Source organism: Actinomadura litoris (genome assembly GCF_009733595.1).
Lineage (GTDB): Bacteria > Actinomycetota > Actinomycetes > Streptosporangiales > Streptosporangiaceae > Spirillospora > Spirillospora litoris.
On record NZ_WOFH01000003.1, the window covers coordinates 366,015 to 381,882 of the forward strand.

Annotated in this window: 6 protein-coding genes; 5 read left to right on the forward strand and 1 reads right to left on the reverse strand. The window is 73.2% G+C overall.

Annotation, left to right across the window (positions count from 1 at the left end; all coding sequences use genetic code 11):
- Nucleotides 1-11 precede the first annotated feature (11 nt).
- Nucleotides 12-1,493 carry a phytoene desaturase family protein gene (locus tag GNZ18_RS09480; RefSeq protein WP_216651218.1) on the reverse strand — a complete coding sequence of 494 codons (1,482 nt, stop codon included), beginning with the start codon at nt 1,491-1,493 and terminating at the stop codon, nt 12-14.
- A 203-nt stretch (nt 1,494-1,696) separates the two neighbouring features.
- Between GNZ18_RS09480 and fabG the strand changes: the two genes are divergently transcribed.
- The 5 genes from fabG (at nt 1,697) to GNZ18_RS09505 (ending at nt 15,865) form a co-directional block, all read left to right on the forward strand.
- Entirely contained in the window at nt 1,697-2,452 is a 756-nt protein-coding gene (gene fabG, locus GNZ18_RS09485) for a 3-oxoacyl-ACP reductase FabG (protein ID WP_156215878.1), read from the forward strand.
- A gap of 14 nt (nt 2,453-2,466) precedes the next feature.
- The gene (locus GNZ18_RS09490) at nt 2,467-2,718 is read left to right on the forward strand and encodes an acyl carrier protein (protein WP_156215879.1); all 252 of its coding nucleotides are present in this window, start codon (nt 2,467-2,469) and stop codon (nt 2,716-2,718) included.
- A gap of 4 nt (nt 2,719-2,722) precedes the next feature.
- On the forward strand, nt 2,723-3,919 hold the full coding sequence (locus GNZ18_RS09495; RefSeq protein WP_156215880.1) for a beta-ketoacyl-[acyl-carrier-protein] synthase family protein: 1,197 nt from the start codon (nt 2,723-2,725) through the stop codon (nt 3,917-3,919).
- A complete protein-coding gene (locus GNZ18_RS09500; RefSeq protein WP_156215881.1) occupies nt 3,916-4,932 on the forward strand; it encodes a beta-ketoacyl synthase N-terminal-like domain-containing protein in 1,017 nt (338 codons plus the stop codon). Before GNZ18_RS09495 ends, GNZ18_RS09500 begins: the two co-directional genes overlap by 4 nt.
- Before the next feature lie 226 nt (nt 4,933-5,158).
- Nucleotides 5,159-15,865 (forward strand): non-ribosomal peptide synthetase, encoded by a 10,707-nt coding sequence (locus tag GNZ18_RS09505; protein WP_156215882.1) that lies wholly within the window; start codon nt 5,159-5,161, stop codon nt 15,863-15,865.
- Nucleotides 15,866-15,868: the final 3 nt, after the last annotated feature.

Sequence of the window (15,868 nt, forward strand, 5' to 3'; positions counted from 1 at the left end):
TCCATCGATCCTCAGGCGGCGCGTGCGTGCAGGAGCCGGAGGGCGAGCCGCGCCCCGGCCTCCAGGGTCGGCTGGAAGCCGCCGACGCCGGTCCAGGCCCCGGCCGTGTGGAGGCCGGGCACGTGCGTCCGGCTCGCGTCGCGGAACAGCGGGCCCTCGGTGGCGTCCTGGTCGTAGCCGTAGATGGCGCCGCCCGGGTGCCCGAGGTAGCGGGTGAGGGTGAGCGGCGTCGCGACGTCCACCTCCTCGATGGCGTCGCGGATGCCGGGCGTCACCGACTCGGCGAGGTCGAGCACGGTCTCGGCGTAGGCGAACTTGGCGCGGGCGTAGTCGGCGGGCCGCACCGCGTCCCACGCGTCGGCGTACTGGAGCGTGAGCAGGCTGACGTGGCTCGCCCCGGACGGCGCGAAGCCGATCGGGTGGACGTCGTAGGCGGTGGCGCAGATCCCGCGCGCGCCCTCCAGCGTGCGCATCGACGCGAACGTGCGGTCGTCGTCGGTGTCGGCGGCGAGGAAGCTCGTCGCGGCGGTGAAGCCGAGTTCGCGCGGCGTCGCGTCCAGGCCCATGTGCAGGACGAACGCCGACACCCCGACGCGGCGGCTGCCGAGGTCGCGGCGCGCGGCGGCGGGGACGTCGGCGGGGTCGAGCATCGCGTAGGTGAGGGGGAGGGAGGCGTTGGAGACGATGTCGGTCGCGGTCGCCTCCGTCCCGTCGTCGGTCCGGACGCCGACCGCGCGCCCGCCCTCGGTGAGGACGCGCTCGACCGTCGTGTTGAAGCGGACCTCGCCCCCCGCGTCCAGGAACGCGCCGAGGATCGCCGAGGACAGGGCCTGCGAGCCGCCGCGGATGTGCCACGGCTTGAACCCGATGTACATGACGAGGATCTGCGCGAGGTCCTGGAAGGTGACCCGCGACGGCGGCTGCCCCAGGTAGTGCCAGTACGCGCCGAGGGCGGACCTGATCCGCTCGTCGTCGAAGTGCTCGTCCAGGACGTCCTTGAAGGGGCGCAGGCCCTGCCGGAACACCTCCGGCTTGATCCTGCGCGCGGGACGTCCGCGCAGCACGGCGTTGTACCCGGCGACGACCTCCTTCAGCAGCCGGAAGAACCGCTCGACCCGGGCGCGGTTGCCGGGGAACGCCTCCTCCAGCGCGTCGGCGGCGCCGTCCCAGCTCGCGGGCAGCGTCACGTCGTAGCGGCCGGGGACGGCGGCGCGGTAGAGGTCGTCCTCGCGGACGAGTTCGAGCCGGTCGGCGATGCCGAGCTGGTGGAACAGCCCGCGCAGCGAGAACGCCTGCCCCTCCTCGCCGACGCCCGAGAGCTGGTGCAGCGCGACCTCGAACTCGAACCGGCCGCGCCGGAACGAGGTCGCGCACCCGCCGGGGACGTTGTGCCGCTCGACCAGCAGGGTGCGGGCCCCCGCCCGCTGGAGGGTCGCCGCGGCGGTGAGCCCGGCGTTGCCCGCCCCGATGACGATCGCGTCGTAGTCGACCACGGTTCCGCCTCCCCTTCGCCCCGAGGAAGCGGGACGGCAGGGCCCGAGCGTAAGGCGGCGGTCTATCAAGGAACTGGGAGGAATCGTATAGGAGCGCCATAGCGGACACTGCGAGGCTCCGGGCCAGTGATTGAACCGGGAGGGGCCGCATCAGATCGGGGCCGCGACATCCGGGCCGCATCAGATCCGGGAGGGTCCGCAACATGGCAAGTGCATCCGCCGACGGCGCGCCGTGCGCGCTGGTCACCGGCGGCTCGCGGGGTATCGGGCGGGCCATCGCGGTGCAGCTCGCGCGCGACGGGTTCGACGTCGGCTTCTGCTACCGCAGCGACGTCGGCGCGGCGGCCGACACCGCCGCCGAGATCGAGGCGCTGGGACGCCGCGTCCACCACCAGGCCGTGGACGTCGCGGGCTTCGAGGCCGTCCAGGAGTTCGTCGCGGCGGCCGAGGAGAAGCTCGGGCCGGTGACGGCGGCGGTCTCCTGCGCGGGGATCACGCGGGACAAGTCGCTCGCGCTCATGCCCCCCGAGGACTGGTCCGCCGTGCTGCGCACCAACCTCGACGGGTCCTTCAACCTCGCCCGCGCCGTGATGTTCGGCATGATCAAGCGGCGGGCCGGGACGCTGGTCCTGGTCTCGTCGGTGTCGGGGATCATCGGCAACGCCGGGCAGGCCAACTACGCCGCGTCCAAGGCGGGGATGCTCGGGCTCGGCGCGTCCCTCGCCCTGGAGGTCGCCGGACGCGGCGTCCGGGTCAACACCGTCGCGCCCGGCCTCATCGAGTCCGACATGGTCGCCGCGATGCCGGCGAAGGCCCGCGCCAAGTTCGAGACCGACATCCCGATGGGCCGGTTCGGCGTCCCGCGGGACGTCGCCGACGCCGTCTCCTTCCTCGTCTCCGACCGCGCCGCCTACATCACCGGCACCGTCCTGCGGGTCGACGGCGGACTCGCGCACTGATCTAGGAGAAACGCATGCAGAACACCGTGGCCGATCGCATGGCCGAGATCCGCGACCTCACCGCCGACATCCTCAGCGCGGAGCCGGAGGAGGTCGAGTCCGCCCACTCCTTCATCGAGGAGCTGGACGCCGACTCGCTGGTGGCCATCGAGCTGCTGACCCAGCTCGAACGCAAGTACGGCCTGGAGATCCCGCAGGAGTCGGTGCAGCGGATGACCAACCTCAAGACCACCTACGAGGTGGTCGCCGAGATCGCCGGCTGGTGATCCGATGAGGCGGGTGGTCATCACCGGCATGGGCCCGGTGTCCAACATCGGCATCGGCCTGCCCGACTTCACCGAGGCGCTGCGCCTCGGCAAGAGCGGCACGGGCCCGATCCGCGGCTTCGACCCGACCGGGTTCCCGCACACCCTCGCGGGGGAGGTGCCGGACTTCCGGCCGGAGGACCTGCTCACGCGGATCGACCCGGCGGAGTGGGGACGCTCGTCGCAGTTCGCCGCCGCGGCCGCCCGCCTCGCCGTCGCCGACGCGGGCGTCGACCCGGCGGACGCGCGGACCGCGATCGCGGTGGGCACGACCAACGGCGAACTCGCGCCGCTGGTCGACATGATCGAGGAGTGGCACACCGGCGCGCCGGGCCCGCCCGACCCGCGCGCCGCCGCGCAGATCCCCGGGTCGCGGCTCGGCCTCGCGGTCGCGCACGAGCTGGGCGCGACCGGCGAGACCACCGTCCTCGGGACGGCGTGCTCGGCGGGCAACTACGCGCTCGGCTACGTCTACGACCTGATCGGCATGGGCGAGGCCGACCTCGGCGTCGCGGGCGGCGCCGACTCGGTCACCCGCTTCACCCACGCCGGTTTCCACCGGCTCGGCGCGGTCGCCGAGGAGGCGTGCCGCCCCTTCGACCGCGACCGGGACGGGATGCTCACCGCCGAGGGCGGCGTCGCGCTCGTCCTGGAGCCGCTGGAGGCCGCCCGCGAACGCGGCGCGACGATCTACGCGGAGGTGCTCGGGTACGGGATGACCTGCGACGCCATCCACCCGACCGCGCCCGACGCCGACAGCATCGCCCGCTGCACGCGGATCGCGCACCGGCGTTCGGGCGTGCGGCCCGAGCAGGTCGACTACATCTGCGCGCACGGCACCGGCACCCGCACCAACGACGTCGTGGAGAGCACCGCGATGCGCGCGGTGTTCGGCGACTCCCCGCCGCCGACCAGCTCGATCAAGTCGATGATGGGGCACACGATGGGCGCCGCCAGCGGGTTCGGCGCGATCGCCAGCGCGCTCAGCATCGCCGAGGGCTTCCTGCCCCCGACGATCAACCACCGCGCGCTGGACCCGGAGATCCCCGGGATCGACCCGGTGCCGAACCAGAGCCGTCCCGCGACCGTCCGGGTGGCGCAGAACAACGGGTTCGCCTTCGGCGGCAACAACGCGATCGTCCTGCTCGGGAGCGTGGAGTGAACGACATCGTGATCACCGGGGTCGGCGCGCTGCGGCCGGGCGGCGCGGTGGCCGTACCCGCCGAGGGCCGGGCCGGCGGCAAGATCGACTGGGCGCCGCCCGCCGGGCCCGCGTGCCTGGTGGACTTCGACGCCAAGGCCGAGCTCGGACGCAAGGCCGTCCGGTTCAACCACCGCTCGACCGTCCTCGCGATGGGCGCGTTCGAGCGGGCGCTCGCCGACGCGGGCCTCACCGTCACCGACGACAACCGCGACCTCATCGGCATCACGGTCGGCACGACGCTCGGCAGCGTCGCGGGCGTCGCCGAGTTCGGCGTCGACTCCTTCGACCGGGAGCGTCCCTATGTGGTGGACGCGGCGCGCTTCCCCAGCGCGGCCCTGAACTGCGCCGCCGCGGCGCTCGCCATCCGCGCGGGGCTGCGCGGCGTCAACGCGACCGTCGCCGGGGGACCGCTCTCGGCGGTCGGCGCGCTGCGCCACGCCCAGGTGATGATCCGCGCGCGGCACGCGCAGGGCGTCGTCGCGGGCTCGTCGGAGGAGTTCAGCGCGCCGGACGCCTGGTGGGGACGCACCCACCGCGCGACCGGCACGCCCGGTGAGGGCGCGGCGATGTTCGTGCTGGAGGACGCCGAGGCCGCGGCCGCCGCCGGGCGGCGGGTACGGGCCCGCCTCGCGGGGACCGTGGTCCGCGCCGTCGGGTCCGTGGACGCCGACTCCGTCTCCCGGGTCGTGCGGGAGGCGCTGGAGCTGTCCGGGGTCGCGGCCGCCGACATCGCCACGGCCGCCGTGCGGGCGACCGGGGTGGGCGAGGTCGACGACGCGCAGACGGCGGGCCTGGCCTCGGTGCTCGACGTCGAACCGCGCTTCGACGAGGACGCGATCGGCGACTGCTACAGCGCGCACAGCGCCCTCCAGTTGGCGGACGTGCTGGAGCGGAACCCGGGGGAGGCGGCCCTCGTGCTCGCCGCCGACCCGGACGGCGCGCTCGGCGCCGCGGTCGTCACCGCCGCCTGACCGGCGGTCGACGGTTCGCCCGGCGTTCGATTTGGCGATTTCCCATAACCGAATTGATCGCCGGGCGATCTGGCATGCCCGCTTTCGGGCGGCGGCCCAATGATGCTCGCGTATAGATGGCGAAGAGAAACGGCTGGCAACGTGATCGTGTGCCTGGGGGGACGCCTGCCGCGGACCCGGCCGGGCGCGGCGGTACTCGGCAGCGACGCGGAGAGGCGAAGTGCGCATGTCTGACGTGGGGGACGGCCGGCTCGACGCCCTGGACGCGCAGGTCGGCGTCTGGGTGGCGGCGCGGCTCGCTCCGGACAGCCCCGCCTACAACTGCGGCGGCTACGCCCGGCTCGACCAGGCGGTCGACGTCGCGCTGCTGGAGGAGACGACCCGCCGGATGATCGGCGAGTCCGAGGCGCTGCGCGTGGTGTTCGAGGAGCGCGACGGCGTCATCGCGCAGACGGTCGGGCCCGTCCCACCGAACCCGCTGGAGCGCGTGGACCTCTCGTCCGCCGCCGACCCTTTCGGCGCCGCCCTGAGCTATATGCGGGCCGATCTCGTCGAGCCCGCCGTGCCGGGCCGCGACGTTCTATATCGGCACGTCCTGTTCGATCTCGGCGGCGAATACGTGCTCTATTTCCGCTGCCACCACATCGTCCTGGACGGCTACTCGCAGGCCCTGCACTTCCGTAGGTTCGCGCGCGTCTACACGTCGCTGCTGGAGGGGCGCGAGCCGCGCCCGACCCGGTTCCGCCCGCTCGCCGAGGTGGTCGCGGACGAGGCCGCCTACCGCGGCACCGAGGAATGGCGCGCCGACCGGGACCACTGGCTGCGGACCTTCGCCGACCAGCCCGAGCCGGTCAGCCTCGCGGGCCGCACGGCGCCGCCGTCGCCGGTGCCGGTCCGCCTGTCGGCCGACGTCCGCCCCGCCGCGCTCGCGCCTTCGCTCGGGCTCGTCCAAGGCGTCCTGAACGGCTGGTCGGTGCTGCTGATCGCGGCCACCGCCGTCTATATGCGGCGGATGACCGGCAAGGACGACATCGTCCTCGGCCTTCCCGTCACCGGCCGGACCAGCACCACCGCCCGGTTCACCCCCGGCATGCTCGCCAACGACCTCCCGCTCCGGCTGACCGTGACCCCGTCGATGACCTACCGGGACGTCGTCGCCCAGGCGTCCGCGCGGGTGGTCGAGGCCCTCCGGCACCAGCGGTACCGCGCCGAGGACCTCACCCGTGAACTCGGCCGCTCCGGCGGCGAGGGCGGCCTGTTCGGCACCACGGTCAACGCGATGTCGTTCCTCAGCCGCCTGCACCTCGGCGACGTCCCGCTCGACATGGTGTTCCTCGCCTCGGGCCCGGTCGCGGACCTGTCGATCGTCGCGTCCGGCGACCCGGACGGCGCCAGCGGCGTCCGCCTCGACCTTGAGGCCAACCCCGCGCTCTACAGCCCGTCCGAGGTCGCCGCGCACGCCGAGCGTCTCGTCCGGGTGCTGGAGGCGATGGCGCAGGAGCCGGACATGCCGGTGGGGCGCGTCGACGTCCTGGGCGCGGCTGAGCGCGAGCGGGTTGTGTCGGCCTGGAACGCGACGGCTTTGGATGTTGCTCCCGGTTCGGTGCCGTCCTTGTTGGCGGGACGCGGCGATGGTGTGGCGTTGGTGTGCGATGGCGTGGAGCTGTCGTATGCGGAGTTGAACGCGCGGGTGGACGCCTTGGCTCGTGTCCTGGTGGGTCGGGGTGTGGGTGCCGGCGACTTGGTGGCGGTGGCACTGCCGCGTTCGGTGGAGTTGGTCGTCGGGTTGTTGGCGGTGATGCGGTCGGGTGCGGCGTTCGTTCCGATCGACACCTCGTATCCGGCGGACCGGATCGCGTTCATGATCGAGGACGCCTCTCCGGCCCTGGCACTGGTGGACGACTCGACCCGCGACGCGGTCCCCGGTGTTCCGCATCTACTGGTCGGTGAGATTCCGAAGACCGACGATGTCGCACTCCCGGAGATCAACGCGTCGCAGTCGGCCTACGTGATCTTCACGTCGGGTTCGACGGGTCGCCCTAAGGGTGTGGTGATCCCCCATGGTGCGTTGACGAACTTCCTTTCCTCGATGCAGGAGCGCTTCTCGCTGGCGGCAGACGATCGCCTCCTGGCGGTGACGACGGTCGGGTTCGACATCGCGGGCTTGGAGTTGTTCCTGCCGCTGGTCACGGGTGCGGGTGTGGTGTTGGCGACCGGCGACCAGGCCGCTGACCCTGGTGAGTTGGTGGAGTTGGTCGCCCGCCACGGTGTGACGGCGTTGCAGGCGACGCCGGGGTTGTGGCGTGCGTTGGTCGAGCACGATGTCTCGGCGTTCTCCGATGTCCGGGTGCTGGTGGGTGGGGAGGCGCTGCCTTCGGATCTGGCCGGTCAGTTGGCCAAGGCCGGACGATCGGTGACGAACTTGTATGGGCCGACGGAGACGACGATCTGGTCGACGGCCGATGACGTCGAGTCCTCGGACTTCTCGATCGGTCGTCCGATCGGCAACACCCAGGTCTATGTGCTGGACGCGGGCCTGTCCCCGGTCGCGCCGGGTGTCGCGGGTGAGCTGTACATCGCGGGTGATGGTCTGGCGCACGGCTATCTGAATCGTCCGGCGCTGTCGGCTGAGCGGTTCGTGGCGTGCCCGTTCGGGGCCGCCGGGACGCGCATGTATCGCACCGGTGATCTGGCGCGGTGGAGCGCTGACGGTGAGCTGGAGTACCTCGGCCGCCTCGACCACCAGGTCAAGATCCGCGGGTTCCGGATCGAGCTCGGTGAGATCGAAACCGTCCTTGCCACCCACCCGCAGGTCTCCCGCGTCGTCGTGGTCGCGCGGGACGCACGCCTCGTCGCCTATGTCGTGCCCGGCGGCGAGGTCGGGGCGGGTGAGCTGCGCGAGCATGTCGCGTCGGCGCTTCCCGCCTACATGGTGCCGTCGGCGTTCGTCATGCTGGACGAGCTGCCGCTGACCCCCAACGGAAAGATCGACCGTAAGGCGCTGCCCGAGCCCGAACTCGGAACGGTCAACGCGGGGCGCGAGCCCCGGTCCCCGCGCGAGGAGATCCTCTGCCGGCTGGTCGCGGACATCGTCGGCGTCCCCCACGTCGGCATCGACGACGGCTTCTTCGAAATCGGCGGGGACAGCGTCCAAGCGCTGCGCCTGGTTGCCCGCGCCCGGCACGCCGGAGTCGAGTTCAGCGCCCGTGACGTGTTCGAAGGCAGGACCGTGGCCGCCCTGGCGGAACGCGCGCGTGCCTCGTCGTCCCCGGGCCCGATCGCGGAACTGCCCGATCCGCTCCCGGCAGGGGAGCTTCAGGCGTTGCGCGACCGCGAGCCGGAGCTGCTGGACGTGCTGCCGCTGTCGCCGCTCCAGGAAGGGCTGCTCTTCCACGGCCTCTACGACCGGACGGCGGGCGAGGTCTACACGATCCAGGTCGTCCTCGACCTCGAAGGACGTGTCGATGAGGCGGAGCTCCGCGCCGCAGCCGCAGCGCTGCTGGCCCGCCACCCCGGCCTGCGGACGAGCTTCCGCTACGAGGGCCTGACCAACCCCGTCCAGGTCGTCGCCCCCGACGTCCCCCTCGACTTCACCACCGTGGACGACCCGGCCGAGGACGTCCTGGCGGCCGACCGGGCGCGGGGCTTCGACCTCACCCGCCCCCCGCTCATCCGCTTCACCCTGGTCCGGCTCGGCGGTGACCGGCACCGGCTCGTCCTCACCATGAACCACACGCTGGTGGACGGCTGGTCGGTCCCGATCCTGATCCGCGAGCTGCTCGCGCTGTACTCCGGCTCCGCGCCGCTGCCCGAGGTCCGCCCCTACCGCGACCACCTCGCCTGGCTCGCGGGTCAGGACCACGACGCCGCCCGGCGCGCCTGGACCGAGGCCCTTTCCGGACTGGACGAGCCGACCCGCGTCGTCCCCGTCGACCAGGCGCGGGCACCGATCGCGCCCGGACACCACGAGTTCACGCTGCCCGAGCCGGTCACGGCCGCGCTCGCCCGGTACGGCCGCGCACGCGGGCTCACCTCGAACACCATGGTCCAGGCGGCCTGGGCCCTGCTGCTCGGCAAGCTGACCGGGCGGACCGACGTCGTCTTCGGCACGACGACGTCCGGACGCTCCCCCGAACTCGACGGCGTCGAGAACATGGTCGGGCTGTTCATCAACACGCTGCCGCTGCGCGTCCGGCTGGACGCGGGCGAGTCGCTGGACGACCTCCTCGCCCGCGTCCAGCGCGAGCAGGTCCGGCTGCTCGACCACCAGCACCTCGGGCTCCCCGAGGTGCAGCGGCTGGCCGGGCACGGCGAGCTGTTCGACACCTCCACGGTCTTCGAGAACTTCCCCCTGGACGCCGCCGAGCTGGGCGGCGCCGCCGAGGCGTGCGGCTTCGACCTGGTCGACGGGCGGGTGGGCGACGCGATCCACTATCCGCTGGCGCTGGTGGCCGTGCCCGGCGAGACCTCCCTGTCCTTCCGGATGGACTACCAGCCGGACCTGTTCGACCTCGACGCCGTGAGCACGATCGCGGAGCGCCTCGTCCGGGTGCTGGAGGTGATGGCGCAGGAGCCGGACATGCCGGTGGGGCGCGTCGACGTCCTGGGCGCGGCTGAGCGCGAGCGGGTTGTGTCGGCCTGGAACGCGACGGCTTTGGATGTTGCTCCCGGTTCGGTGCCGTCCTTGTTGGCGGGACGCGGCGATGGTGTGGCGTTGGTGTGCGATGGCGTGGAGCTGTCGTATGCGGAGTTGAACGCGCGGGTGGACGCTCTGGCTCGGGTGTTGGTGGGCCGAGGTGTCGGCGTTGGTGATCTGGTCGCGGTTGCGTTGCCGCGTTCGGTCGAGCTGGTTGTCGGGTTGTTGGCGGTGATGCGGTCGGGTGCGGCGTTCGTTCCGATCGACACCTCGTATCCGGCGGACCGGATCGCGTTCATGATCGAGGACGCCTCTCCGGTTCTGGCCCTGGTGGACGACTCGACCCGCGACGCGGTCCCCGGCGTTCCGCATTTGCTGGTGGGTGCAACTCCAGAGGCTGAAGACGTCGCGCTGCCGGAGATTCACGCATCGCAGCCCGCCTACGTGATTTTCACGTCGGGTTCGACCGGTCGCCCCAAGGGCGTGGTGATCCCCCATGGGGCGTTGACGAACTTCCTTTCCTCGATGCAGGACCGGTTCGGTCTGGACGCTGGCGACCGGCTCTTGGCGGTGACGACGGTCGGGTTCGATATCGCGGGCTTGGAGTTGTTCCTGCCGCTGGTCTCCGGCGCCGGTGTGGTGTTGGCGACCGGCGATCAGGCCGCCGACCCAGGTGAGCTGGTGGAGCTGATCGCCCGCCACGGTGTGACGGCGTTGCAGGCGACGCCGGGGTTGTGGCGTGCGCTGGTCGAGCATGACGCTGCGGCCTTCTCCGGCGTGCGCGTCATGGTCGGCGGTGAGGCGCTCCCGCAGGACTTGGCCAGTGAGCTGGCGAAGGCCGGGCGGTCGGTGACCAACCTGTACGGCCCGACGGAAACCACGATCTGGTCTACGGCCGACGACGTCGAATCCTCGGACTTCTCGATCGGCCGTCCGATCGGCAACACGCAGGTCTATGTGCTCGATGCGGGCCTGTCGCCGGTCGCGCCCGGTGTCGCGGGTGAGCTGTACATCGCGGGTGATGGTCTGGCGCACGGCTACCTCAACCGTCCGGCGCTGAGCGCTGAGCGGTTCGTGGCGTGTCCGTTCGGGGCCGCCGGGACGCGCATGTACCGCACCGGTGACCTTGCCCGCTGGACCAGCGACGGCGAGCTGGAATACCTCGGCCGCCTCGACCACCAGGTCAAGATCCGCGGGTTCCGGATCGAGCTCGGCGAGATCGAAACCGTCCTGGCGTCCCACCCGCAGGTCTCCCGCGTCGTCGTGGTGGCGCGCGACGCGCGCCTCGTCGCCTACGTCGTCCCCAACACGAACGGCGAGGTTGCCGGGCTGCGGGAGCATGTCGCCTCGGCGCTCCCCGACTACATGGTGCCGTCGGCGTTCGTCGAGTTGGACGAACTGCCGCTCACCCCCAACGGCAAGATCGACCGCAAGGCCCTGCCCGAGCCGGAGCTCAACGCGGGCGGCCAGGGACGGACGCCGCGCACCCCGCGCGAGGAGATCCTCTGCGACCTGGCCGCGGACATCCTCGACGTCCCCCGGATCAGCATCGACGACGACTTCTTCGAGTTCGGCGGGGACAGCGTCCTGGCCCTGCGCCTGGTCGCCCGCGCCCGGCACGCCGGGATCGGCCTCGGGGCCCGCGACGTCTTCGAGGGCAGGACCGTGGCCGCCCTCGCGGAACGGGCACGCGCTTCGACGTCCACCCGCGGGGAAGTCGAACTCCAGGACCCGCTCCCCGCAGAGGAAATCGAATCGCTGCGCGCGAACGAGCCGGGCCTGGAGGACGTCCTCCCGCTTTCGCCGCTGCAAGAAGGGCTGCTCTTCCACGCCCTCTACGGCGACGCGAACGACGACTACACGATGCAGTTCGTCGTGGACCTGGAAGGAAGGCTCGACGTCCCGGCCTTGAAGACCGCCGCCGGAGAGCTGCTGGAACGGCACACCAGCCTGCGCGCCGGATTCGCCTACGAGGGCCTGTCCGCGTCGGTGCAGCTCATCTTCCGCGAGGTCCCGACGGAATGGCGGGAGATCGTCCTCGACGGGCCGGACGAGGAAGAGGCCCTGCGCGAGGCGATGGCCGCCGACCGTGAGCGCCCGTTCGACCTGACACGTCCACCGCTGATCCGTTTCACGCTGGTGAACCGGGGCGGGGACCGGTACCGGCTGGTGCTGACCAACCACCACATCGTCGCCGACGGCTGGTCGCGGCCGGTGCTGCTGCGCGAGCTGCTCGCCCTCTACGCGGGGAGCACGCCGCCGCCCGTCCGGCGGCGGTACCGCGACTTCCTCGCCTGGACGGCCGCGCAGGACCGGGACGCCGCGCACGACGCCTGGCAGGACGTCCTCGCCGATCTTGAGGAGCCCACGCTCGTCGCCCCCGGCGCCGCGCGCTGGACGCGGCCCGAGAGGCTGGCCGAGGCCGGGCTGTCCGAGGAGGCGACGAAACGGCTGGCCGACCGGGCGCGGAGCCTCGGCCTGACGCTGAACACCGTGGTCGAGGCGGCGTGGGGGCTGCTGCTGAGCCGCCTCACCGGACGGGACGACGTCGTGTTCGGCGTCACCACGTCCACCCGTCCAGCGGAGCTGGACGGGTCGCAGGACATGGTCGGCGTCTTCGTCAACACGCTGCCGTTCCGCGTCCGCACGGACCCGGCGCAGACGCTCGCGGGGCTGCTCGACACGGTCCGGCGGGACCGGCTGCGGCTCCTCGACCACCAGCACGCGGGCCTCGCCGAGATCCAGCGGCGGACGGGCATGAGCGCCCTGTTCGACACCGCGATGATGTTCGAGAACTACCCGCTCGACGAGGCGGCGCTGGCCTCGCTCGCGGCCGGCGCGCGGCTCCGCGTCACCGCCGCCCACGGCCACGACGCGACGCACTTCCCGCTCGGCCTGATCGCCGTGCCGGGCTCCGCGCTGCGCCTGCGCCTGCGCTACCGCCCCGAGGTCTACGACGCCGCGGAAGCGAAGACGATCACCGACCGCCTGCTGCTCATCCTGGAGGCGATCGCCGACGACCCGGCGCTGCCCGTCGGACGCCTGGACGTCCGCACGGCGGCCGAGCGCGCCGAGCCGCCGGCCACGACCGCGAGGCCGGCGCCGCCGGTCACGCTGGCCGAGCTGTTCAAGGCGCAGGCCGCCCGCACCCCCGACGCGGTCGCGGTGACCTGCGAGGGCGACACGCTCACCTACGCCGAACTGGACGAGGCGGCCGGGCGGCTCGCGCGGCTGCTCGCCGAGCGCGGCGCCGGGCCCGAGCGGCGGGTGGCGCTGGCGCTGCCGCGCACGTCCGACCTGGTCGTGGCGGTGCTGGCGGTGCTGAAGGCCGGGAGCGCCTATGTCCCGATCGACCCGCGCTATCCCGCCGAGCGCATCGCCCACATGGTCACCGACTCACGGCCGGAGCTGCTGGTCACGACCACGTCCGCCGGTGTCGAGGCCCCCGGGCCGCGGCTGCTGCTGGACGACCCGGACACGCGCCGCGAGCTGGCCGCCGCCGTCCCCGTCGAGGCGCCGGGCGCGCACCCCGACCACCCCGCCTACGTGATCTACACGTCGGGGTCGACGGGCGCGCCGAAGGGCGTCGCCGTGACCAACCGGAACGTGGTGCGGCTGTTCGAGGCCACCCGCGACGACTTCGGGTTCGCGCCCGACGACGTGTGGACGCTGTTCCACTCCTACTCGTTCGACTTCTCGGTCTGGGAGCTGTGGGGGCCGCTGCTGCACGGCGGACGGCTCGTCGTCGTCCCCTACGGGGTGAGCCGGTCGCCCGAGGAGTTCCACGCGCTGCTCGTCCGCGAGGGCGTGACGGTCCTGAACCAGACGCCGTCGGCGTTCTACCAGCTCATGGCGGTGGACGCGGAGGCGCCCGCCGGGGCGGGCGGGCTCGCGCTGCGGACGGTCGTGTTCGGCGGCGAGGCCCTGGACCCCGGCCGCCTGGCCGACTGGTACCGGCGCCACGACGACACCGCGCCGCTGCTGGTCAACATGTACGGGATCACCGAGACGACCGTCCACGTGACCTACCGGGAGCTGCGGAGCGCCGACGAGCGGGCCGGGAGCGTGATCGGCGACGGCATCCCCGACCTGCGCGTGTACGTCCTGCAATCCGGGCTGCGCCCGGCTCCGGACGGCGCGGTCGGCGAACTGTACGTCGCGGGCCCCGGCCTGGCGCGCGGCTACCTGAACCGTCCGGGCCTGACGGCGGAGCGGTTCGTCGCGGACCCGTTCGGCCCGCCCGGGACGCGGATGTACCGCACCGGCGACCTGGCGCGGCGCACCCCCGGCGGCGAGCTGGAGTACCTCGGACGCGCCGACCACCAGGTCAAGGTGCGGGGGTTCCGGATCGAGCCGGGCGAGATCGAGGCGGCGCTGGCCGCGCTGCCGCAGGTCGCGCAGTGCGCCGTGGTCGCGCGTGAGGACGGCCCGGGAGGTAGGCGCCTGGTCGCCTACGCCGTCACCGAGGCCGACGGCGCGACGCTCCGGAACGCCCTGAACGACGTGCTCCCCGCCTACATGGTCCCGGCCGCGTTCGTCCGGATGGACGCGCTGCCGCTGACCCCCAACGGCAAGCTCGACCGCCGGGCCCTGCCCGCGCCCGCGCCGGACGCGCCGTCCGCCGGGCGCGCCCCGAGCGGCGACCGCGAACAGGTCCTCTGCCAGATCTTCGCCGAGCTGCTCGGCCGCGCCGAGGCCGGCCCGGACGACGGCTTCTTCGAGCTGGGCGGTGACAGCATCCTCGCGATCCACCTGGTCAGCCGGGCCCGCGCGGCGGGCATGGCGGTCGCGGTGCGGGACGTCTTCGAGCACCAGACCCCCGCCGAACTGGCCCGGGTCGCCGGGGAGGCCGGCACGGAGCGGGAGGACGACACCCCCGACACCGGTGTCGGCCCCCTGACGCCGACGCCGATCGTCCGGTGGCTGGCCGCGCACCGGGGCCCGATCGACGGCTACGCGCAGTCGATCGTGGTGCGCGTCCCGGCGGACCTGCGCGCCGGACGCCTGCGCGCGGCGCTGCGGGCGGTCATCGACCGCCACGACGTGCTGCGGACCCGGCTGACCGGCGACTGGAGGCTGGAGGTGCCGCCGCGCGGGACGGTCGAGGCGTCGGTGCGGGAGGTCGACGCGTCCGGCCTGGACGCCGCGGCGCTCGGCACCCGGATCGGCGAGCTGGCCGAGCGGGCGCGCTGCGAGCTGGCGCCCGCCGAGGGCGAGATGGTGCGGGCCGTCCACCTCGGCCGGGGCCCCGCCGAACCCGGATACCTGATCCTGATGCTGCACCACCTGGTGGTCGACGGCGTCTCCTGGCGGACGATCGTCGAGGACCTGGCCGCCGCGTGCGCCGACCCCGCCGCCGAACCGCCCGCGAGCACCTCGTTCCGTCGCTGGGCCGAGCGCCTGGACGAGGCCGCGAACACGCCGGAGCGCGAGGCCGAGCTGCCGCTGTGGACGCGCGTCCTCGCCGGCCCCGACCCCCTGCTCGGCGACCGCCCGCTCGACCCGGCGCGCGACACCTTCGGCACCGCGCGGGAGCTGACGCTGCGCCTGGCGCCCGAGGTGACCCGGCCCCTGCTCGACACGGTCACGGGCGCCTACCACGCCGAGATCAACGACGTGCTGCTGGCGGCGCTCGCGCGCGCCGTCCGCGCCTGGCGCGGGCCGGGCGGCCCGGACGGCGTGCTGGTCGACATCGAGGGCCACGGGCGCGAGGCGCACGTGGCCGCCGGGAACCTCGACCTGTCGCGGACGGTCGGCTGGTTCACCAGCGTGTACCCCGTCCGCCTGGACCCCGGCCCCGCCGGGGACGCCCCGGGCGCCGCGCTCAAGAGGGTCAAGGAGCAGCTCCGCGAGATCCCCGACAAGGGCATCGGCTACGGGATGCTCCGCCACCTCAACGAGCGCACGGCGGCGGTGCTCGCGGCGTCCGCCGCGCCGCAGATCGGCTTCAACTACCTCGGCCAGGTCGACGCGCCCTCGGACGAGCCGTGGACGGTCGCCGCGACCGGCGCCGGCGGCCGCGCCGACGCGGGCCTGTCGCTGCCGCACGTCATCGAGGTGAACGCCCACACGGCCCGCACCTCCGGCGGCCCCGAGCTGGTCGCCACCTGGACGTGGGCGGGCGACCTGCTCCCCGAGAGCGGGGCGCGGGCGCTCGCGGAGGCGTGGTTCGCGGCGCTGCGCGACCTCGCGGACGACGCCGAACGCCCCGACGCGGGCGGGCTGACCCCGTCGGACGTGGCCTTGGCCCTGCTCAGCCAGGACGAGATCGAACTCCTCGAAGCAGAGTTGGAGTAGTGC

Excerpts from the sequence above, each read along its gene's own strand:
- GNZ18_RS09490 (WP_156215879.1), top strand. The coding sequence starts at position 2,467 with ATGCAGAACACCGTGGCCGATCGCATGGCCGAGATCCGCGACCTCACC.
- fabG (WP_156215878.1), top strand. The coding sequence starts at position 1,697 with ATGGCAAGTGCATCCGCCGACGGCGCGCCGTGCGCGCTGGTCACCGGC.
- GNZ18_RS09505 (WP_156215882.1), top strand. The coding sequence starts at position 5,159 with ATGTCTGACGTGGGGGACGGCCGGCTCGACGCCCTGGACGCGCAGGTC.
- GNZ18_RS09495 (WP_156215880.1), top strand. The coding sequence starts at position 2,723 with ATGAGGCGGGTGGTCATCACCGGCATGGGCCCGGTGTCCAACATCGGC.